This window comes from Holdemania sp. (assembly GCF_986127675.1).
Genome location: NZ_CFQZWI010000050.1, coordinates 1 through 21,190, shown reverse-complemented (window position 1 = coordinate 21,190; position 21,190 = coordinate 1). Strand labels below are relative to the sequence as shown.

At 50.5% G+C, this 21,190-nt stretch carries 17 protein-coding genes and 2 tRNA genes; 14 read left to right on the top strand and 5 right to left on the bottom strand.

All coding sequences use genetic code 11. The features are described 5' to 3' along the window. Positions 1 to 3 precede the first annotated feature (3 nt). The 3 genes from AC5OW4_RS08950 (at position 4) to AC5OW4_RS08940 (ending at position 1,372) form a co-directional block, all read left to right on the top strand. A tRNA-Met gene (locus tag AC5OW4_RS08950) sits at positions 4 to 80 on the top strand. Between the two features lie 2 nt (positions 81 to 82). Further along, positions 83 to 158 (top strand) — tRNA-Phe (locus tag AC5OW4_RS08945). Positions 159 to 460: 302 nt separating this feature from the next. Next, positions 461 to 1,372 (top strand): polyamine aminopropyltransferase, encoded by a 912-nt coding sequence (locus tag AC5OW4_RS08940; protein WP_139248630.1) that lies wholly within the window; start codon positions 461 to 463, stop codon positions 1,370 to 1,372. A gap of 92 nt (positions 1,373 to 1,464) precedes the next feature. Here AC5OW4_RS08940 and AC5OW4_RS08935 read toward each other — a convergent pair whose 3' ends face one another. Next, the gene (locus tag AC5OW4_RS08935; protein WP_072684892.1) at positions 1,465 to 2,343 is read right to left on the bottom strand and encodes a DUF362 domain-containing protein; all 879 of its coding nucleotides are present in this window, start codon (positions 2,341 to 2,343) and stop codon (positions 1,465 to 1,467) included. A gap of 235 nt (positions 2,344 to 2,578) precedes the next feature. On the opposite strand from AC5OW4_RS08935, the gene AC5OW4_RS08930 reads away from it, so the two are divergent. Next, on the top strand, positions 2,579 to 3,424 hold the full coding sequence (locus AC5OW4_RS08930) for a retropepsin-like aspartic protease (protein WP_295770319.1): 846 nt from the start codon (positions 2,579 to 2,581) through the stop codon (positions 3,422 to 3,424). A 119-nt stretch (positions 3,425 to 3,543) separates the two neighbouring features. Here AC5OW4_RS08930 and AC5OW4_RS08925 read toward each other — a convergent pair whose 3' ends face one another. Beyond that, positions 3,544 to 3,693, bottom strand: coding sequence for a hypothetical protein (locus AC5OW4_RS08925; protein WP_159432807.1), 150 nt, complete (start codon positions 3,691 to 3,693; stop codon positions 3,544 to 3,546). A 310-nt stretch (positions 3,694 to 4,003) separates the two neighbouring features. Between AC5OW4_RS08925 and AC5OW4_RS08920 the strand changes: the two genes are divergently transcribed. From AC5OW4_RS08920 to AC5OW4_RS08895, 6 genes are all read left to right on the top strand, one after another. After that, positions 4,004 to 5,230, top strand: a complete 1,227-nt coding sequence (locus tag AC5OW4_RS08920; RefSeq protein ID WP_195395815.1) for a GGDEF domain-containing protein — start codon at positions 4,004 to 4,006, stop codon at positions 5,228 to 5,230. 138 nt (positions 5,231 to 5,368) lie between these two features. Then, the gene (locus AC5OW4_RS08915; protein WP_195395814.1) at positions 5,369 to 6,325 is read left to right on the top strand and encodes a carbohydrate kinase family protein; all 957 of its coding nucleotides are present in this window, start codon (positions 5,369 to 5,371) and stop codon (positions 6,323 to 6,325) included. A gap of 27 nt (positions 6,326 to 6,352) precedes the next feature. Further along, positions 6,353 to 8,311, top strand: coding sequence for an alpha/beta hydrolase family protein (locus AC5OW4_RS08910; RefSeq protein ID WP_195395813.1), 1,959 nt, complete (start codon positions 6,353 to 6,355; stop codon positions 8,309 to 8,311). A 186-nt stretch (positions 8,312 to 8,497) separates the two neighbouring features. Next, on the top strand, positions 8,498 to 9,982 hold the full coding sequence (locus AC5OW4_RS08905) for a DNA recombination protein RmuC (RefSeq protein WP_195395812.1): 1,485 nt from the start codon (positions 8,498 to 8,500) through the stop codon (positions 9,980 to 9,982). Positions 9,983 to 10,765: 783 nt separating this feature from the next. Next, positions 10,766 to 14,758, top strand: coding sequence for an efflux RND transporter permease subunit (locus AC5OW4_RS08900; protein WP_493676895.1), 3,993 nt, complete (start codon positions 10,766 to 10,768; stop codon positions 14,756 to 14,758). Beyond that, complete coding sequence (locus tag AC5OW4_RS08895) at positions 14,751 to 15,332, top strand: TetR/AcrR family transcriptional regulator (RefSeq protein WP_295770955.1); 582 nt, start codon at positions 14,751 to 14,753, stop codon at positions 15,330 to 15,332. The genes AC5OW4_RS08900 and AC5OW4_RS08895 overlap by 8 nt, the downstream gene beginning before the upstream one ends. A 145-nt stretch (positions 15,333 to 15,477) precedes the next feature. On the opposite strand, the gene AC5OW4_RS08890 is transcribed toward AC5OW4_RS08895, so the two are convergent. From AC5OW4_RS08890 to AC5OW4_RS08880, 3 genes are all read right to left on the bottom strand, one after another. Further along, positions 15,478 to 15,936 (bottom strand): lipoprotein, encoded by a 459-nt coding sequence (locus AC5OW4_RS08890; RefSeq protein WP_072684901.1) that lies wholly within the window; start codon positions 15,934 to 15,936, stop codon positions 15,478 to 15,480. A gap of 273 nt (positions 15,937 to 16,209) precedes the next feature. Then, positions 16,210 to 17,046 (bottom strand): MerR family transcriptional regulator, encoded by an 837-nt coding sequence (locus AC5OW4_RS08885; protein ID WP_072684902.1) that lies wholly within the window; start codon positions 17,044 to 17,046, stop codon positions 16,210 to 16,212. A 228-nt stretch (positions 17,047 to 17,274) separates the two neighbouring features. Next, positions 17,275 to 17,835: a hypothetical protein gene (locus tag AC5OW4_RS08880; RefSeq protein ID WP_295770959.1), complete on the bottom strand. Its 561-nt coding sequence runs from the start codon at positions 17,833 to 17,835 to the stop codon at positions 17,275 to 17,277. A 93-nt stretch (positions 17,836 to 17,928) separates the two neighbouring features. On the opposite strand from AC5OW4_RS08880, the gene pheA reads away from it, so the two are divergent. The 4 genes from pheA (at position 17,929) to AC5OW4_RS08860 (ending at position 21,181) form a co-directional block, all read left to right on the top strand. Further along, positions 17,929 to 18,774, top strand: a complete 846-nt coding sequence (gene pheA / locus AC5OW4_RS08875) for a prephenate dehydratase (RefSeq protein ID WP_295770962.1) — start codon at positions 17,929 to 17,931, stop codon at positions 18,772 to 18,774. Continuing rightward, the gene (locus tag AC5OW4_RS08870) at positions 18,771 to 19,409 is read left to right on the top strand and encodes a thioredoxin domain-containing protein (RefSeq protein ID WP_195395807.1); all 639 of its coding nucleotides are present in this window, start codon (positions 18,771 to 18,773) and stop codon (positions 19,407 to 19,409) included. The genes pheA and AC5OW4_RS08870 overlap by 4 nt, the downstream gene beginning before the upstream one ends. Before the next feature lie 114 nt (positions 19,410 to 19,523). Beyond that, a complete protein-coding gene (locus AC5OW4_RS08865; RefSeq protein ID WP_195395806.1) occupies positions 19,524 to 20,252 on the top strand; it encodes a prepilin-type N-terminal cleavage/methylation domain-containing protein in 729 nt (242 codons plus the stop codon). Positions 20,253 to 20,557: 305 nt separating this feature from the next. Then, a complete protein-coding gene (locus AC5OW4_RS08860; protein ID WP_493676894.1) occupies positions 20,558 to 21,181 on the top strand; it encodes a 3-dehydroquinate synthase family protein in 624 nt (207 codons plus the stop codon). Positions 21,182 to 21,190: the final 9 nt, after the last annotated feature.

The window sequence follows — 21,190 nt, the reverse complement described above, 5'->3', positions numbered from 1 at the left end:
TATCGCGGGGTAGAGCAGTCTGGTAGCTCGTCGGGCTCATAACCCGGAGGTCGTTGGTTCAAATCCTTCCCCCGCAACCAATGGTTCTGTAGCTCAGTTGGTAGAGCAATGGACTGAAAATCCATGTGTCGCCGGTTCAATCCCGGCTGGAACCACCACTTACTAAAAATCCTGTCGCTGGACAGGTTTTTTTGTTATCGGGGACAAAGTGAAATGAACGGCAGACAAAGCGCGGAAGGATTCCGAATGAGCCCGGCGACCCCGGCTGATCGCTGTACGTTGCTGCAATCTTAGCTAAAGTGAATTACATCTCAGGTCAAGAAACTGATAACAGTGTTGAGATTCGAAAGCAGAAAGCAGAACCAAAATGCAGCTGGCTCTCTCCCTTTTATTAAAAACGGCAGAAGCAACGGACTGGGCTGAACTGAAACAGGCGGATGATAATGCAGGAGGAAACACAATGACAGATCAACAAGTTAAGCGGATGAAACTCAATTCCGCGATGACCCAACTCGTTGCCGATTATCTGCAGGAAAATCCCTGCGCCATTGAGCGGAGAATGGTGGAGTCCCTGTGCTCTGGCTGCGGACTCTCGCAGACAGACGCCGTCTATACTCTCTTTTGTATTATCGCAGGGCTGGATCTTGACGAAAATCCCCAGCACCGCATGCTGGCCGAACAATATTTCAAGCCGGGATTCCGGCACTTGTCCGCGGCTGACTATGAAGCTGACGCCTATTTGCGCAACATTCATTTCCCGGACAGCACGCAAGGCGCCTGGACGGTGCGCTGGGAATGCTATCAGCCGTTTGAAATTTTGATCTATGACGATTACCGCGTGGATGAAACCGGGGCGGAATGTCCGCAGTTGGGCTATTTCGATACGGAATACCGTTATCCCTGTGTTTATGAGAATGGCGTTGAATGGATGAGCGTGATTCCCAGCGAGATCAACACGATGCGGCCGCTGCTGAAACAAGCCAGCGGAAAAGTGTTGGTTTGCGGACTGGGCTTGGGTTATTTCGCTTATCACCTTTCACGCAAAGCAGACGTTGAACAAATTGTTGTGGTTGAGAAGGAAGCGGCGGTGATCGCCTGGTTTACCCGCTGGATCCTGCCGCAATGGGAGAATCCTGAAAAATTAACAATCATCCATGACGACGCTTTCGCTGTGGTGGATCGTCTGAAACCCGGCGAGGCCGATACAATCTTTGTCGATCTGTGGCACAATGCGGCAGATGGCGCGCCGCTTGTCCAGACGATGCAAAAGCGCGAACCGCGTCTGCCGGGCACCCGTTTTCTTTACTGGCTGGAAACGTCCGTCAATTCCGTTCTGCGATGGAATCAGCTGATGGACGAACAGCACGCCTAATCAAAAAAGAGGAATTTCCAGGTGGGGCGCCAGACGAAACATGCGCTTTCTAATCCCGGAGTTCCTCTTTTCAGGTTTAAGCTTTCAAGGGTTTACTTTTGTAGATGATCGACGTCGATCAGTTCGTATTCACGCGAGCCAATCCCCAACGCGGCCGCCGCTTCGATAGTATAAATTCCATGGCGGGATTCAATTCTTTCAATTAAATCCTTCTTTCCCGGATCCTCGCACTGATAAACAAGATCGAGGCATGCCTGATCCAGTGCAACCGGATCGAGTGAGGACAGAATACCGATATCTCTGACCTTCGGATCCTCCGCTTTTGCGCAGCAGTCGCAGTCGACCGACATGTTGCACATCACGTTGATAAACGCAATGTTTTCTTTTTCATAATCCAAAATTGACTTTGCGGCGTCGGCCATGGATTCCAGGAACTGATCATGATCCGCGGTCCAGATGTTTTCCGCGACGCCAGCCCCATGGATGTAAGCTTTACCATAACTGGACGCCAGGCCAATCGAAATATTTTTCAGCGCTCCGCCGTAACCGCCCATCGGATGGCCCTTAAAATGCGTCAGCACCAGCATGGAATCATAATTTTTCAGATGATCGCCGACAAAGTTTTTCTGGATTACCTTTCCGCCGTTCACCGGCAATTCCAAATCGCCGTCTTCGTCGAGAATATCGACGGAAAACAGCTTGGACCAGCCATGCTTTTCCATTGTGTGCCAGTGGGCTTCCGTCGTATTGCGCTGTCCTTCATAAGCGGTGTTGCATTCCACGACCGTGCCGTTTACTTTGTCGATCACCGGTTTCATGAATTCCGGACGCAGAAAGTTCTGGTTGCCGACTTCGCCGCTGTGCAGCTTCACCGCGACCTTGCCTTTAAGCTGCCGGCCGAGAATTTCTTCCATTTCGATCATTTTCTCCGGAGTGATGATTTTGGTAAAATAGACCTTAGATTTTTCCATTGGATGTGCCTCCCTTACTTTGCAGACGGGGTAGTTCGTTTCCCCGTGGCTTTATTGTAACGCCTGAAGTTCACTCCAAGTCAATTCTTTTTTGTCAGATCAACGAACATAATCAAAAACTTTATAATTCTGACCGAAAAGCAGCCGCTGCTTTTTCTTTTTGGTATACTGAAAGCAGAAAGCAGAAAGCAGAAAGCAGAAAGCAGAAAGCAGAAAGCAGAAAGCAGGTGAAATGATGAAACTGATATGGCAGGATGCAGGTCCGGTGCTGACCCGGATTGATCGGGGCTTACCCAACGTACTTCCGATTCCGATTCTGATTCAGGGTTATCCCGCAGTGGTTCTGTTTGATACCGGCGCCTCCTGCAGCGCTGTGCGCAGATCCATCGCCGAGGCGGCCAATCTGCGGTCGCTGCATGAACAAGTCGTTGGCGGGGGCAGCGGATTGGGGCGGATTCAGGCAGAAAAATGGCGGGCGGAGACCGTACAGATCGGGCCGCTTCTGGTAATGGATCAGACCTGGATGGTGCTGAGGGATGAGGCTTTCGACTTGGAGCTGGCGGCCGGACAGAGCGTAAAAATCGACGGACTGCTGGGGTGGGACGTCCTTCAATTATGTTGCTGGCAATGGGATGAGAAACGTCAGCGGTTGTCAGTGAGGCCTTCGGTTGCGGATCCAAGTGCTGAGCAGGAGTTGATCGGCTGGGATAATATGCCCATGGTGCAGGCGGAAACAGAAGGGCAGCTCATGCGCTGGGGATTTGACAGCGGCAATACCGATACTACAGGCGGCCCCCTGCTCGATCAAGGATTGCCCGATTCGCTGCCGCTGGAATTTGAAACGCTGACAGGCGTCGACGGTTCAACGCAGGTTCCCGCGCGCCGGCTGCCGGCGCTTTCTCTGCGGATCGGCAATGCAAAAATCATCCTTGACGGCATAGCGGTGATCAACCGCCCATTATATCCCGTACAGGGGGAGGCTGTCGCCGGCTTGTTGGGCGCGGATGTGCTGGCAGGCCGCGGTTGGCGCCTGGATTATCCTAACCGCCGGCTGATCCTCGAACCGAAAGCGGCGGAATAAATTCATACAAACCGGGATCATTCTCTTTATTCATGTAAAAAGCGGAAATCACAAAAAAAACGCCGCAGATCAGAAAGCAGGGAGGACGTTCCACTTTGGCGTTTTCAGAGAATCAGAGATCAGTCAGGAATTAAAATCTGCGACAGCGGCATGTTCGGAGCGTTTAAATTCGGCGTTTGATTCAGCGCTCCGGATGAAAAATAGAAAACAGAGGCGATCACGATCAGAATAGCGGCTAACTTGTAGAGTGCAGTCAGTTTTTTTGGCATTGGGGAATCCCTCCTTTTATTTTCAGCATAAGCGCCAGACGCTCTTTTATTCTTGATCTTACTATATCATATCCGTTGGTCAGGGAAATGAAGTGCAGCTTAACAATTTATTACAGATTCCTGACAAGGGCTCAAAAAAGGGTTAAATTTAAAGAATAACCGTATGAATGCAGGAAGTCCGGCTTTTGAAGCTATTCGTCCTCCATTTGAAAAAGGGCCGCAATGCGCTCAGCGGTCCGCGCGCAGCAGAATTCGACAATCTTCGTCGCAATCAGCCACTACAATAAATCTGATACGAGGTGGAATTTTGATGAAGGGAAACGCTTGTTTTTTAGAAGAATTAATGCAGCTGATCAAAATGGGAAAGCTGACGGAGCTTCACCATCGGCTGCGGCCGGAAGTAGCTATCCTGAGCGGTGATCTTGAAATTTATGGCCGGGAAGTGGCCGCGAGGTGGCTGCGGGAACAACCGCCGGTTACCGTCCGCGGCAATCCGAGGGTCCAGATGCTTTCCGGGCAGCTGATGCTGCAGCAGGGACAGGTTCTCTGCGAAGAAAAAACACTGCGGTATCTGCTTGTGATCGACGTACTTCTGGATCAGCTTGTCCATCTGACGCTGGTTGAAGAACCGGCAGTGAATAAAAATCGTAGTCTGGAAAAGAGCCGGTCCGCCCCTCTGGAACAACTCCTGATGCAAACGCGGAAATTCTGGCTGGAGTGGGATATCCGTCAGGATACGCTGCAGGTGTCAGAAAACTGGTTTGCGCATTTTCATTTCCAGCCTTCGCTTGTGGGACAGGTTCAGGATCTGCCTGACAGCCATCGACGTTCTCCCTCCGCCGCTCAGATTGCGGAAATCCGCAGCCAGCTGCAGCGGGGGAATCTGGTTCCGACTGTGGATCTCAGTCTGGAATGCGGAAAGGAAGGCATTCGCTGGTATCGGCTGGAGCTGACGTTGGAAAAGGATGCGCAAGGTGAGCCGGTCAGAGTTCTGGGCTTGTTAAGCGATATGGATCAGCAGCGGCGCGAGCTCCAATGGCTGCGCCATCTGGCCCATCAGGACTGTCTGACCGGATTATATAACCGATTTAAGATTCAGCAGCTGATTGAGGAAGCGCTGCGGCAGGCTCCGGTGGGAAAAAGCATGACGCTGGCGGTGATGGATATCGACAATTTCAAGCAGATCAACGATGCATATGGGCATGACTGCGGCGATGAAACGCTGCGGCGGACGGCGGCCGAGATCCGCGCTCTGTTTGCGCCGGAGGATTTGGTCGGACGGATCGGCGGCGATGAATTCGTCGTTTTACTGCAGGAAGCAGGCACACGCGATCAGGTCGGCGCGCGTCTGGATCACATTCGCCAGCAGCTGCAGCATCTGCGTCAGGCGCCGGCTGCGCTGCCGAAAATTTCCTGCAGTATTGGCTGCGCCTTCTTTCCCGCGCAGGGAACGACGTACCGGCAATTATTCCTGAAAGCCGACGCGGCGATGTATCAGGCCAAGCGCCAGGGGAAAAACAGCTGCGTCTTTTACTGATGCGTTTCCATATATCGTTTTATTTCGCTGTCTCGGACCTGTTTTTCACTTCTTCTTTTAATTCTGTGAGGTTGCCGTTCGTTTTGCGGATCGGCGTGGTATGATAAAACCAACGGAAAAAAATAAGGGGACAGGGAAATGAAAACAACACTGATACTGGGATCAACCGTGATCGACATGATCGTCCGGGTACCGCATCTGCCGGTAACCCAGGAGGATATCAATACGCGCTCCATGACGATGGCGCTGGGCGGCTGTGCGTACAACGCAGCGCGGATGCTGCGGCTGTTCCGGCTGCCGCTGTTTCACTGTTCGCCCACCGGCGACGGTATTTTCGGCCAGATAACCGGGAAGCTTTTAAGCGAGGAGGGACTGTCGCCGGCGATCGTGGTGAAGGGATGGGATAACGGCTGCTGCCTGTGTCTGGTGGAAGACAGCGGCGAGCGCACATTTTTGTCCACGCACGGCGCGGAATATGGCTTCTGCGAAGAATGGCTGGCAGATCTGGATTCGGCGCAGCTGGATTACGTGTATGTCTGCGGGATTGAACTGGAGGAACCGACCGGGCTGGCAATGCTGAAATGGCTGCGTGAGCATCCCGGACCGCAGGTTTTCTTTGCGCCAGGAGCCCGGCTCATGCATTTGGACTCTTCGCGCTGGCAGGCGATCGAAGCATGCCGGCCGATCCTGCATCTTAACGAAGCGGAAGCCTGCTGGTTAAGCGGGAACCAGTCAGTTGAAGCGGCAGCGAGAACGCTGCGCGGCCGCTTCGGCAGCGCCGTGATCATCACCCGGGGTGAACTGGGCGCGGTATGCTGCTCAGCGGATGGCAATTATCAAGCGCTTCCGGGGGTCAAGAGTGAAGTTGTGGACACGATCGGCGCCGGCGATTGTCATGCAGGAACCGTGTTAGCGGGATTGAAACAAGGATGGCCGTTGGCAGTTTCGGTGGATCTGGCTAACGCAATGGCCGCCCGAGTCGTCGCCCGGCCTTCCGCGCGTCTGGATGAAAACGAATTCCGCACAGTGCTTGGGGCATGGCGGCAAAAAATCGGAAAGGACTTGCCGGGGAACGGAAAGTGCGGTATCCTGTAACCAATTCATAGTGAGGTGGGAAACAACATGGAAAAAATACAAATTCAAGACTTAACAGACTATCGTTTCGTGCACAGTCTGGCTGCTTCCGGAGCGCATGTCCTGTGCCTGCAAACTCAGATGGACAAGGCGGAAAACAGCTACCGTACCAACTTGATGGAAGTCGATCCGCAAACGATGCAGCTGAAGCCGCTGATCAGCGACGGTCAGGTTTCGTCATTCTGTTTTGAGGATGAAGAAACAATCCTGTTTGCGGCGGAGCGCAAGCCGCAGGACAAACCGGAACCCAATGAACAGAAAACTGTTTATTACCGCTTGACGCTGAATCAGGGCGAGGCTCAGAAAGCCTTTGAAGTCCCTTATGCCGTGGTGCAGATGACGCCGGTAGCGGACAGCGATTGGGTCGTTTTAAAAATTCAGGAAAATCTGCATGCCCTGGATCCCAAAACCACGGCAAAGGAAGAACTCGACGACGCGCAGGACTATGTGATTCTGCACGAAGTCCCGTTTGTCGCCAACGGCGCCGGATTCATCGACTCAGACCGCTGCGGCTGTCTGATCTGGAATAAATGCACAGGCCGGCACCTGCGGATTACGCCGCAGGGCTATGATTGCGCAAGGGTGATCGTCAACGGTCATCAGGTGATCTATACCGGGAAAAACTGGCGCGACGTCCAGCCGAAAACATCCGAACTGGTCTGTTACGATCTGGAAAAGCAGACTTCGCGCACGCTTGTGCCGCAGGGACAGCTGCGGATTGGCGCGATCGCTGCGGAAAACGATGAACTGATGTTCATGGCGACGGACATGCAGGCTTATGGCAACGGAACCAGCTGCGATTTCTACCGCTGCGATTTAACGAGCGGAGCAGTCCGCAAAGTGCTGGATTACGAATATTCCATCGGCGGCTGCGTCAACAGCGACGTTCGTTACGGATCAGGCAAAACATTCATGTTGAACAACGGCGTGCTCTATTTTACATCGACGATCGGCTATCGTACGGAACTGATGCGGCTGCACGAGGACCGGGTGGAAAAAGCGGTCGAGTTCAACGGCGCTGTCAGCGGCTTTGACATCACGAAATCCGGTTTTGTGTTCTGCGCGATGGAACCCGGCCGGCTGCAGGAAGTCTATACGGCCGACATGACAGGTGCGGTCACCGGCCGCACACAGATCAGCGAACAGTGTCTCAAGGATAAGGCCGTTCAGCCGGTTGAATACGCGGGCTTTGTCAACGCCGCGGGGCAGACGATAGACGGGTGGCTGATCAAGCCGGTCGGCTGGCAGCCGGATCAGACCTATCCGGCGATTCTTGACATCCATGGCGGGCCGCGTACGACCTATGGCGAACTGCTGATCCATGAAATGCAGGTCTGGGCGAGCGCAGGGTATTATGTGTTCTTCTGCAACCACCGCGGCTCGGATGGCTATGGCGATGCCTTTGCCGATCTGCGGCTGAAATACGGTACGATCGACTATGAAGACATCATGGAATTCACTGATCATATTCTGGCGCAGAATCCGCAGATTGACCCGCTGCGCTTAGGCGTGACCGGCGGCAGCTATGGCGGCTATATGACCAACTGGATCATCACGCATACCCATCGCTTTGCGGCGGCGGCCAGCCAGCGCAGTATCGCCGATTGGATCAGCGATTTTGGTACTTCCGGGATCAGCTATGACGACGATCTGCACCAGGGCGGCAAGCCATGGGATCACATGGAAAAGATGTGGGATCATTCGCCGCTGAAATACGCGGATTTCTGCCGTACCCCGACGTTGTTTATTCATTCTTTCGAGGACTATACCTGCGCCGTGTCACAGGCGATGGAAATGTTCACGGCGTTAAAAGTGCTGAACGTCGAGGCTCGCGCCTGTCTGTTTAAAGGCGAAAATCATGAACTTTCCCGCAGCGGCAAGCCGATGCACCGCTTCAAGCGGCTGCGCGAGATCACCGACTGGATGAATCAGCATTGCCAAAAATAAAGAAATTTAAGGAAAAAGTTTAACTTCAGCCTGCGTAACAGCGGGCTGAAACCGGAATTTTAATTGTGGTGAAAGATTAAAGTTCCGCCACCGCAGTGGTTTTCAAACTGCGTTTTGTGTATAATTAAGATCAGAAAGCTGCCGGCGAAGTCCGGCAGTTTGCATGAGAAAGCGGGGGAAACAAACATGGAAACAGGGATATTCATTCTGGCAGCCATCGCCGCCGGATTGGCGTTATTCTGCGGGATTCAGCTGACCGCCCTCAACCGCCGACTGGCAAAGCTTGAAGCGCAGGATTTCGATAAGAAACTGACTGTGCTGCAGACAACGCTGACGGAACAGGACCGGCAGAGCCGGCAGGAAATCGTCGATGGCGCGCAGAACGCCGTGCGGCTGGTCGGTGAAATGCTGAGCGCCAATCAGCAGACTGCTTTTCAGGCGGAAAGTCAGAAGCTGGACGCGATGAATCACAGTGTTTTGCAGCAGCAGGCGGCCCAGCGTGAAATGCTGCAATCTTTAAGCGCGCTGCTAAGCTCCAATCAGCAGCAGATTTCCGAGCTGCAAAGCCGGAAGTTCTCCGAGATCAGCCAGTCGCTCTCAGAGAAGCAGAATACGCTCAACACCGCGATGGCCAACCAGTTCAGCGTGTTGGAAAACCGTTTGAAAACCTTTGAAACCGGCAACGAACAAAAACTGGAAAACATGCGCCAGACGATAGAAAAGCAGCTTACTGCGATCCAGCAGGACAACAACCGCCGGCTGGATGAAATGCGCCAGACCGTTGATGAAAAACTGCAGAAGACGCTGGAAGACAAAATGACGCAGTCCTTCCAGTTGGTGAACGACCGTCTGGAACAGGTCTATAAGGGTCTGGGAGAAATGCAGACGCTGGCGGTCGGCGTCGGTGATCTGAAAAAAGTGCTGTCCAATGTCAAGGCCCGCGGCATCGTCGGGGAAATCCAGCTGGGCGCGATCCTCGAAGAAATTCTGTCGCCGGAACAATATGCCACCAACGTTGCAACGGTGCCGGGAAGCAAAAACGTCGTCGAGTTTGCGATCAGACTGCCGGGCGATGACGATCAGCCGGTCTGGCTGCCGATCGACTCCAAATTTCCGGCGGACGCTTACGCCAATCTGCAGGACGCCTATGATTCAGGCAATCAGGAAGCGGTGACGCAGGCGGTCAACGTACTGTCGCAGCGGATCCGTTCGTTCGCCAAGGACATTCACGATAAATATATCGAGCCTCCCTACACGACCGATTTCGCAATCCTGTTTCTGCCCTTTGAGGGCTTGTATGCCGAAGTCGTTAAACGCGGACTGGTCGAAACGCTGCAGCGGGATTACCGCATCAACATCGCCGGACCCAGCACGATGGCGGCGCTGCTCAACAGCTTACAGATGGGCTTCAGGACGCTGGCAATCCAGAAGCGCAGCAGCGAGGTCTGGACAATTCTGGGCGCGGTAAAAACCGAATTCGACAAGTTCCACGATGTGCTGGCGATGACCCAGCAGCGGCTGAATCAGGCGAATAATGAACTTGACAAGCTTGTCGGCACGCGCACGCGGATGATTCAGCGTAAACTGAAGGCAGTCGATAAGCTGGATCCGACCCAATCGGCACAGCTGCTGGAGGCGAATACCGAGGACGACAATCCGGTCGAAGCCTGAGACAGTTAAGCATTTAAATCAATTCCCAGAGTTTTGAGCGGCAAGGAAAACTTGAAGTCAGAAACCAGAAAAGAAGCGCAGAGGGAAGCGCGGTTCTTACTCGAATTTGGACAACGATCAAATAGGCAGGCAGGATGAAGCGTTAGATAACATATTATTCTGCCTGCTTTTTTGTATGGAAATTCCATGTCTGCCCTGAACTGAGTAAGAAATCGACGCTTCTTTTTCTTGTGATGAGAAATTGGATATTCTGGCATGTAAGGAATAAGGACAACGGACTTCAGGTTCATGGACTGCTTTACAGAAGGTATCGCCGCCTCGTTAAAAGATCGGAAAATGATATTTCTTTACCTGCGAATACCTTGATGAAGAATGTAAACGTGCAGTGCAGGCATGCGTACTTACTGAGGCTTCAATAATGAAAAGACGCAAATCTGATCAAGACTTTCTTTGAAATAAGCGGAGATCATTGAAAACCATTTTCCAGCTTGGCAAATCAGGCCGCATTCGAAATGGATTTTCCTGTTCGCAAGATGTGCCTGAATCCTTTTTTACTGCGCAGTTTGAGCGGAATGGAAGAGAAAACGGAAAATTGTATCGATCCGACTTCTGGATAAATTTGTTTCTGTTCGTTACGATCAGAAGCAAAGGTCATTGTGTAAGAAAGACCGGTTGGAAAGCTTGGAAAACGATAATTTCTCCTGTTTGTTGATTGTATTTTTAAGCGGAAAGGAATACAATAGCGAAGTGACCGACCAGTCGGTCGGATAAAAGGAGAGGCCTATGTTTTCTAAGTTTAGTGTTAAAAAACCCTATACTGTAATTGTGGGCGTGGTTATGTGCCTGTTATTGGGCGTGATTTCATTTATGAATTCAACAACTGACCTCTTGCCCGAAATGGAGCTGCCCTATGTCGTTATCTATTCGACGTATCCGGGGGCCAGCGCCGAAAAAGTAGAAACCAGTCTGACCCGGATTTTGGAATCCGCCGTCAGCACGACAGAAAACCTGTCGAATATGAGTTCGATTTCTTCGGACAATTTATCGTTAATTATTCTGGAGTTTGCCGATGATACCAACATGGACACGGCGATGCTCGATCTGAACGCCAAGATCGATCTGGTGAAGGGCTATCTGGATGAAACGATTTCCAGTCCGACGCTGATGGCGATTAACCCGAACATGATGCCGATCATGATGGCAACGGCAGATTATGATGGTCATGACCTGCAGGGATTGAGCGACTTTGTCAATGAGAAGGTCGTGCCGGAGCTGGAAAAGACCAAGGGTGTCGCATCTGTCGATCCGACCGGGCTGTTGGAAGAAACTGTGCAGATCGTGCTCAATCATGACAAGATCGACCAGATCAACAACAAGGTGCTGGACAGCGTTGATTCCGAGCTGGCCAAGTCGGAGCGGGAGCTGCGGGAAAAGCTGCAGGAGGTCAACGACGGTCTGCAGAAAATCGCCGATGGGGAATCAGAATTGTCCAATACGAAAAATGAAACTTATGACAAACTGGCGCAGTCTTCCGTCCAGCTGCAACAGGCGGCGACGAACCTGATCGCGATGGATTCGCAGATCATCCAGCTGAAAGCGGAGAAGGCGGCCTTTGAACAGATCGTCAGCGGTGTGGATCAGTTAAGAACACAGGTTCCGGATAATCCAGATGCTACAAATGAGGAATTAATAGAATATCTAGAAAGTTTGCCTGCAAAAATTGCTATGTTGACACAAAGTAAAGATGCACTTGCAAACTATCAAATTCTTATTAATGAAATATCAGATGATACTTCGTTAGCTGATCAGCCATTACCTGAGGAAATAACTTTCATTTTAAGCCAATTTAAAGTTAATTTGACTAAAATAACAAATTATGGAGAGGTTAAAGCCGCTTTGTCAAACGCTGTAGCAACTATAGATCAAATTTTAACCCCTTTAAATGCGCTTTCGTCCAATTTAGACGCCATGAAAGAGATGGTAGGAAAGTACGACGATGCGAAGGTCAAGTTAAGCAATGTTGAAATCGAAATCGCGACGGCCGAGGGCGTGAAGCAGGCGGCCAGCAGTATGTTAACTCAGGCCGGGATCGACGTTTCCGACCTCAACAGCCTGCAATCCAAGCTGGAATCCGGCAAACTGACCGCGGCCGGTGAGATCACCAAGGGCGAAATGACGATCTCCACGACCAAGACGACGCTGGAATCCGCCAAGACGCAGATTGAGGACGGCTTGAAACAGATTGCCGACGCGCGTGATGAAGCGCTGAAAAAAGCGAATATTTCCGAAGCCCTTTCGCCGAGCATGATCTCGACGATGCTGACGGCGGAAAACTTCTCGATGCCGGCCGGCTATATCGCCTCCAATGACGATTCGCTGCTGATCAAGGTCGGGGATCAGTTCGCTTCTCTGGAAGAAGTGGAAAATCTGCTTCTTATGTCAATGGATATCGACGGGCTGGAAGAAGTCCGGCTGAAGGATCTGGCCAGCGTCCAGATCGTTGATAACAGCGAAGAATTATATACCCGCGTCAACGGCAATCCGGGCATCATGCTTTCCTTCCAGAAAAGCTCGACCGCCTCGACCGCTGACGTCTGCAAAGCCCTGCATAAAACCTTTGACAAGCTGGGCACGCAATATGAAGGTCTGCATTTTTCAACCCTGATGGATCAGGGGGTCTATATCGACATGATCGTCAATTCCGTTCTGGAGAATTTCCTGTACGGCGCCATTCTGGCGATTATCGTTTTGATCTTATTCCTGCGCGATCTCAAGCCGACGGTGATCATCGCCCTCAGCATTCCGATCTCGCTGATGTTCGCGATGGTGCTGATGTATTTCAGCGGCGTGACGTTGAACATCATCTCGCTGTCCGGCCTGGCGTTAGGCGTCGGGATGCTTGTCGACAACTCCGTTGTTGTTATTGAAAACATCTACCGGATGCGCAACGAGGGCGTCGGCTTGATCGACGCGGCGATTGAAGGCGCCAAACAGGTTGCCGGAGCGATCATCGCTTCGACGCTGACGACGGTCTGCGTCTTCTTGCCGATTGTGTTTGCGACCGGTCTGGCCCGTCAGCTGTTCGTCGATATGGGGCTGACGATCGCTTACTCGCTGCTCGCCTCACTGATCGTCGCCTTAACTTTGGTGCCGATGCTTGCCAGCAAGATGCTGAAAAAGCAGAATGAAAAGAAGCACGGCTTCTTTGAGAAGCTGGTCAGCGGGTATACCGGGCTGTTGAAATGGTCGCTGGGTCACAAGCTGATCGTCATGGGCGGCGTCATCGCGCTGTTAGTTTTCAGTACGATCGGCGTGATGAATATGGGGATGACGCTGATTCCGACGATGGATTCCGGCCAGATGTCGGTCAGCGTAACGATGCAGAATGAGGATGCTTCCGATCAGGAATGCTTCGCGATGTACGATCAGGTCATGGAACGGATGATGCAGGTGGAAGGCGTCGAAACCGTCGGTGTTACCAGCGGCGGCAGCGGCCTGTCCACGATGATGGGCGGAGGCGGCAAGACCTCCACGACTTTCTATATCATCACGGAAGAGAAAGCCGATACGAAAAAAATGGAAGCGGAAATCCCGCAGGTTCTGGCGGATCTGCCTGTTGACGCGGCAGTTTCCACAAGCAATATGGATTTAAGCGTGCTGGGCGGCAGCGGCGTCGCGATGACGCTGTATGGCGATGATCTGGACGAGCTGCAGGAGGCCGCAATCCAGATCGGCAATCAGCTGAAGCAGATCGACGGCATCGACGTCGTGGACGACGGCCAGCAGGATCCGGTCAAGGAAGTCCGCGTCATCGTCGATAAAAACGAAGCGATGAAATACGGCCTGACCGTAGCGCAGGTTTATCAGAGCGTCGCTTCGAGTATTAAAGAGGAAACGACCAGCACGACTCTGGCGATTCAGGACAAGGACTATCCGGTCGTCATCGTTCAGGACGCCGCTTCCTTAACCCAGCTGGATAACCTGCAGGATATGAAGCTGAAGGGAACCGAAAATCAGGAAGAAAAGGAAGTCGAGCTGTGGCGGATTGCCGACATCGAAAACGGCACTGGCATGAACAGCATTTACCGCGAGAACTCCCGCCGCTTCGTCAACGTCAGCGGCACGATCAAGGAGGGCTACAACATAACAATCGTCAGCCGGGAAGTACAGAAGCAGCTGGATACCAGCGGACTGCCGGAGTCGGTGAGCTTGGAATTCAGCGGTGAAAATGAGACGATTATGGAAACGATGGTCACGATGATCCAGATGATTCTGTTGGCGATCGCGTTCATCTACATGATCATGGTCGCTCAGTTCCAGAGCCTGTTATCCCCGTTTATCGTCATGTTTACGATCCCGCTGGCCTTTACCGGCGGTTTCCTGGGCCTGTTGATCACTGGTCAGGAATTGAGCATCGTCGCGATGCTGGGCTTTCTGGTGCTGTGCGGCGTCGTTGTCAACAATGGCATCGTCTTTATCGACTATGCCAACCAGCTGAAGGAACAAGGCTATGCCACCCGCGAGGCGATCATTGAAACCGGCCGGACCCGCCTGCGTCCGATCTTGATGACAGCGCTGACGACGATTCTGGCGATGACGACGATGGCGCTGGGAATCGGTACCGGCAGCGATATGATGCAGGGCATGGCGATCGTCACGATCGGCGGTCTGACTTATTCCACGGTGCTGACGCTGTTTGTCGTGCCGATCATGATCGAAGTGACAAGCCGCCGCAAGGACCGCAAAAAAGCAAAGGCAGAACCGGCGCATGAGTGAGGAGAAAAAGACTCAGGTCTATCTCGGCGTGATCAGCCTGGTTCAGCAGGGCCGCTCGCTCAATGAGCTGAAGGTTTCGGAAATTGCTGAAGCCAGCGGGATCGGCAAGGGTACCTGTTACGAATACTTTTCTTCAAAAGAGGAAATTATCCGGGAAACGTTGTTGTATACGTTCCATAAGGAATTCGACAGCTTCTGCGGCCTGCTTCAATTCGATCAGGGCTTCGAGGCCGGCTTTCGTCAGATCCTGGCGGCGATGGAAAAAGCACTGAGCCAGTTTTCGCCGTTTCAGACGCTGCTGTCCAGCGTCGGCAAGCGGGAACTAAAACAATATGTCAGTGAAGAAACGATGGAAAATATTATGCGCCAGATGATTCGTTTGATTGATTTATTGCTGGATCAGGCGCAGGGTGACGGATGGATTCAGCCGCAGCGGCCGCGGGAATACCAGCGCTTTGTGTTGATCGGCGTCATGCAGGCATATTGCTTCCAGATCACTAACCCGCAGTTGAAAATTACCGCTGCCCAGGCCGCAGATTATGCCTGTCAGAGCTTGCGGGAAGCGCTGTCTTAGCGGAAAATCAATGCGAAAATGAGAAATCGACAGACAAGGCTTTAAAAAAAGAGATCATAAAAGCTGTAAAGGACAATAAAAAAAGAAGCGGAAGAGTACAGCCAACCTGTAAATTTCCGCTTCTTTTTCATTACCGGATAAAAACTTAATTAGCGCCAGTGACAAACTGGAACGGCGTTGCCGACGTGTAAGCGTCCGCTCCTTCCGCAAGCAGGTTGATGGTGACGTCTTCAAGATGAAGTGTCTGGAAGTTATTTTCAACATGTCCGCTCTCGTTGATAAATTCCAAAGTCTGTGCATAACCTTCGGCTTCCTCTTTTTCCGCTTCGACTTCAATCGTCACACTCTGTCCATCCGCAAGACCGCCTTCAGCGTAATTCTTGCCTTTGTCTTCTGAACCGGTCTTGTAAATATACAGTTCAGTAATTGTTTCGCCTGTCGTATTATTCACGATATACGTTCCGTGCGTCGTCATTTCCTTTTCCGTTTCATTGGTTTCTGCGGCTGGCGTTGTTTCTGCCGTTTTTGCCGGCTCTTTTTCCGCAGGTGCACTGCATCCTGCAAGCAACGCCAAGACTAAGAACAAGGATAAATATTTTTTCATTGTCTGTTACCTCCTATGCTTATAAGCATCCTGTGCTTTTTACGATAAACTGTATTGCTGCAATACAGTCAAGTTATTTCAATTTGTTAAATTTTGAATAATCAAGTTTACTGAATCTTTTTTTCCAGGTCTTGGATATCGAAGCGGCCTTTCTGTCAGGCTGACATCACTTTGAACAAGTTTTTTTTCTAAAATGAACTGCTGCTGATAAAAAAGTACAGCCGTAAAAGGGCTGTACTGATTGCAGGCGCAACGCTTATAAGAATGTGCGTCTTATTTTTCAAAATCAAGTTTTCGAACCGGGACTTCCAGAAGGCTTAAATCATTTTTGCCGACGATATAATGATTTTCAACGATATTATGAAAAACCAGACTGCCGGTTACTTCGTAATGATGGTCCGCAATATAATGCATGACGTCGCAGATAAGATCAAACTGTCCGGGATTGCCATAGAAATATTTTTTAATCTTTAACCCGCCGGGAAGCGTAATCAGATTCGGATGATCGGCAGAAAGATTGTCGATCATGAAGAAGACACCGCTGCCGCGGTAAGGATCGTCGCTGTGACATGCGCCTTTCCGGAATACGATCCCGCAGCCCTGAAACTGGACGTTCGCATACTGAAGCGTTAATTCTACGCACCGGCGGTAGGCCGCGTCGATCATCGGGTCCTCATCCAGGGATAAATCGAAAGGTGCGTAAAATGCGGTTCTCTCTTTTTCTTCACTTATAAATATTTTATTGAGTTCATATTTTCCAAATAATGATTGATAATACATTTTCCGGTGGTGGGTAATGAGTTTGTTCATCTGGAATTGAACAATTTGTTCATCCAGCTTGGCGATCTGCGCATCAAAAATGGATAAAATGGAATCAGCGCTTTTTGTTTCCATCACCCGCATGATGTCGGACAAAGACATGCCTGAATCTTTCAGCTGCATGATCTCGATCATTTTCGGCTTTTGTTCCCGCGTGTAGATACGATAGCCGCTTTGATTGATCCGGGCGGGCTTGAATAAACCGATTTTATCGTAATGAATTAATGTTTGCCGAGTCAGATTAAACATCTCTGCAAACTCTGTGATGGTATAAAATTCTTTGCTTTCCACAACATTCACCTTATTTCATAGCTGAGATTGAGCTTGTCTTTATTATAATCTTCAGGTTCGATGGGATTCAAGAATAAGGCTCAGCGGCAAAGACAGTCCGCCTCAACAGACTCCGCAGCCCTTATTGGCATCATAAAAAAAGACTCAAAAAGAGTCTGATGCAGGGCGTGGGTACGCTGGAGCTTTGGCATTTGATGAGCGCAAAAGCTTCTTGTTCATTCTCTGAAGCTAAGCGGCGCATTGACGGCGTGTCCTGAGCAGCAGCCAGGCCATCGCTGTGGTATAAAACATTTCCAGCAGGGAATTGACGCTGAGAAAGCGCATATAGATCAAAGCGCAGATGACCAGAATCACTGCGGTCATTTCCATTCCCCGGCGGCCTAACGACCAGCGCCGTTTTTGTCCTTGATAGAAGACACGCAGGATTAAGAGATTCAACGCAATGAAGGCAAGGTTGCTGATCAGGACATGCAGCTGCGCCAGAAGAGGAAATGTTTCGGGCAGATAAGGCACGACCATCGAAAGCACCATCAGAAGAAACGTTAAATCCTCCCGGCGCTTTAATGAAACATGGAGGGCTTCTGCCAACGCACGGATCATCGCGCGGAAAACAAGCGCGCCAGCCACAGCCCAGATCAAGATCAGCAGGCGATAACCCAGGCCGTTTCCAATCCAGGACAGATTGGTTTTCAGCGGGTCGTCGCGCAGGATCAGAAATAACGTGAACAATGGAAATAATACGCCGCCCAGCAATTCAGTTTTATCGAAAGAAGAAGCTTGTTTTTTCATGCATTCATTATAGCGAAAAGCACAAGGCAATTCAAATCCAGACTTCGCAGCGGAAAAAAGTATGATACAATAAAACCACTTCGGAGGATGAACATGAATAAACAAATAAAAGTGGGATATCAGGGAGCGCACGGCACCTTCAGTGAGATCGCGGTTCAGGAATTTTTTAAGGACAGAGCATTCGAAGCATGCAATTATACCAATTTCAAATCCATCATTGCCGACGTGGAAAGCGGCGTGATTGATTACGCGCTGCTGCCGGTTGAGAATACGACGACGGGAATTATTTATCGGACTTATGATTTGTTGAAGGACAGCGATATTTTCGCAGTCGGTGAAATTTTAGTGCGGATTGACGAACAGCTGATCGGTCTGCCGGGAACCAGAATCGAGGATTTGCGCGAGGTCTATTCCCATCCGGAACCGCTTGATCAATGTTCCGGTTTCTTTGCGGCGCACCCATGGATCAAACCGGTGACCTATCAGGATACGGCGAAAAGCGTGGAATATGTGGCGCAGTGCCAGGATCCGTCGAAAGCGGCGCTGGGGAGCTGGCTGGCGGCGGAATATTATCATCTGCCTATATTAAAAGAACGGGTTCAGGATAATCAGCTGAATACTACGCGCTTTTTCTGCGTGGCAAAAGGCGTACAGGCCGTCCAGGAGGCAGATAAGATCAGCATGTATTTCGTGGTCAATCATGAACCGGGCGCGTTGTACGAGGTCATCCGCGTGTTCGCCCAGCGTGGCATCAACATGCTGAAACTGGAATCCCGGCCGATCCGCGGACGGATGTTTGAGTATTGCTTCTATATTGATTTCGACGGCAGTCTGCTTCAGCCAAAGACGCAGGAAGCGATTGCCGAGGTTCGCGAGCATTGTCTGGAGGTTAAAGTTCTGGGCAGCTACAAACGGGCGTTTAATGGAGAACTGTTATGAGAAGAAAAATTGTGATCCTGTTGAGCGCGCTGATTCTCAGCGGATGCGCCGGTGCGCCGGAAGTGAAACCCATGCCGTCCCTTACGCCTTCGCCGGAAATAGAACAGACGCCGACATCGTCGTCTTCGCCAATGGCGACTCCCGATCAGACGCTGAACGACAAGCCCGCAGACCTGAGCGCTTATGAAGGCTTCGCGGATGAGCAGAATGCTTTCGTTGAAATCAGTCTGGAAGCTTCGTTGGAAAAAATCGAACAGGGCGAATCGTTCATGATCTATTATGGCAAGCCGAATTGTCCATGGTGTATCGAAGCAGTGCCGGTTTTAAATGAAGCGGCCAAGGAAAACGGCGCAGTTGTTTATTATGTCGACACAAGCAAGCCTGAAAATTACTCGGAAGCGATGATTGAAAAGATCATGACGCTTTTTGAAGGCTGGCTGCTGAGGGACGAGGAAGGCGAAGAAGGGTTTTATGTGCCGGACGTCGCGTTGATTGTTAACGGCCGGGTCGCGGCCAATCACATCGCGACCGTTGATTCACACGATCCGTATGCCGCGCCGATGAGCGAAGCGGAACAGGCAGAGCTGAAGCAAATTTATACAGAGATGATAAAAAAGTTGACCTCTGCGGCTTAAAACTCTGGATTTCTACAAGACAAAAAGATTCGGTTATTGAAGCTGTAATGATATAATGAATATGGAGTTCCGACAATGTTGATCGTCGGAAACAAGATAAGGCAGGGATAAACGATGAAACGGCGGAAAAAGGGTTTTACATTAATTGAATTGATTGTCGTTGTAGCGATTTTAGTGCTTTTGATGTTGATGCTGGTACCGAAACTGACAGGTTTTACCGAAACGGCGTCAGATACAGTTTGCCACGCCAATCAGGCCAACGCGTATAAAATCATGGTCATGGAATATACTTTAGGTGACAAACCGTTTACCAAGAAATCCGCTGAGGATGCGATTGACGAGAAATTAGGAGATCATGAAAAATTATGTCCCACTGGCGGAACAATCACCGTTCTGGTTGATCCTGTGGATCCAAGTAAATTTTCAATCACCTGTTCCAAGCACGGCGGTTCAGAACAACAGATTCTGGGGAATTATTCCAAAGATATGTTGGAAATGGCAGTTAGTGAATTTTATGGAAGCAATAAAACCGGTCAGCTGGACTCTACAGGGCCGAACTTTGGAAAAGGATTTAAGCAGAGAATCGCGGAGAAATATGGTTTAAATGCCGATAACTTTGATTTCACCGTTATGAAAAATAACAATGGCACGTATTCCGTTTATATTTTTGATGGAATTTCGGATATGAAAGTAGGAGATTCAGTTCAAGGGGTGGTCTATGAATACGATAAAGATCAGAATCCCATCGGCAATTCTTCAGGAACTACTTTTACCGGAAAGATTACGTCAAAGGAAGTAAGCGGCGTTAAATTTAATTATCTGGATTTGGGATCTGTGAAATAATCGTTTTCTCAGGTTGTAACAAAGGATTGAAGTTTCAGAAAAAGATTGCATTTCAATCGAATTGTGATATAGTAAAAACATCGAGGTGTTGAGTATGCTGAAAAATATCTGCGAAAAAATTGAACATCCGAGTTCTTCTTACTTTTATTTTACCTTTAGATAGAGGGCTGGTTCACTTTGGACATTAGCCCGTTTTGATTTGAAATCAGGCTAATTCTGAAGGGGAATGCGAAAAGAAATGCTGAACCGTACAGGATAAGCCTGTACGGTTTTTTTGCAGGTTGTGTGAGAGGGGAGAAGTTAATATGATGAAAAAAATCACAGTCAATCTCAAAGACAAGAGCTATCCGATTCTGATTCAGCGGGGACTTCTGAATCAGGTGGGACAGTATCTTGAAGGTCACCGGAAGGTGATGATCGTGACGGACGAGGGGGTGCCGGAGGAATATGCCCGGCGTGTGTTGGCGCAATGCGGCCAGGGTTATGTTGAACGCGTGATTCAGGGCGAAGGCGCTAAAAGCATGGAAGTCTACCAACAGATTCTGCGGCGGATGCTGAAAGAACGGTTTTCCCGCAAAGATCTGATCGTCGCTTTAGGCGGCGGAGTGATCGGCGATCTGTCCGGGTTTGTCGCCGCGACGTATATGCGGGGGATTGAGTTTATCAACATCCCGACGACGACGCTGTCGCAGATTGACAGCAGCATCGGCGGGAAAGTCGCGATCAATCTGGACGGCATCAAGAACTGCGTCGGCGCGTTCTGGCAGCCGAAAATGGTACTGATCGATCCGGACGTACTGGCCACTTTGCCGCAGCGGCATATCAACAACGGTCTGGTCGAGGCGCTGAAAGCCGGTTTAATCCGCGATGAATCTTTGTTTGAGTTGTTTGAAACGGACGATCCGATGGAGCACATCGAGAAGATTTAGATCGGAAGA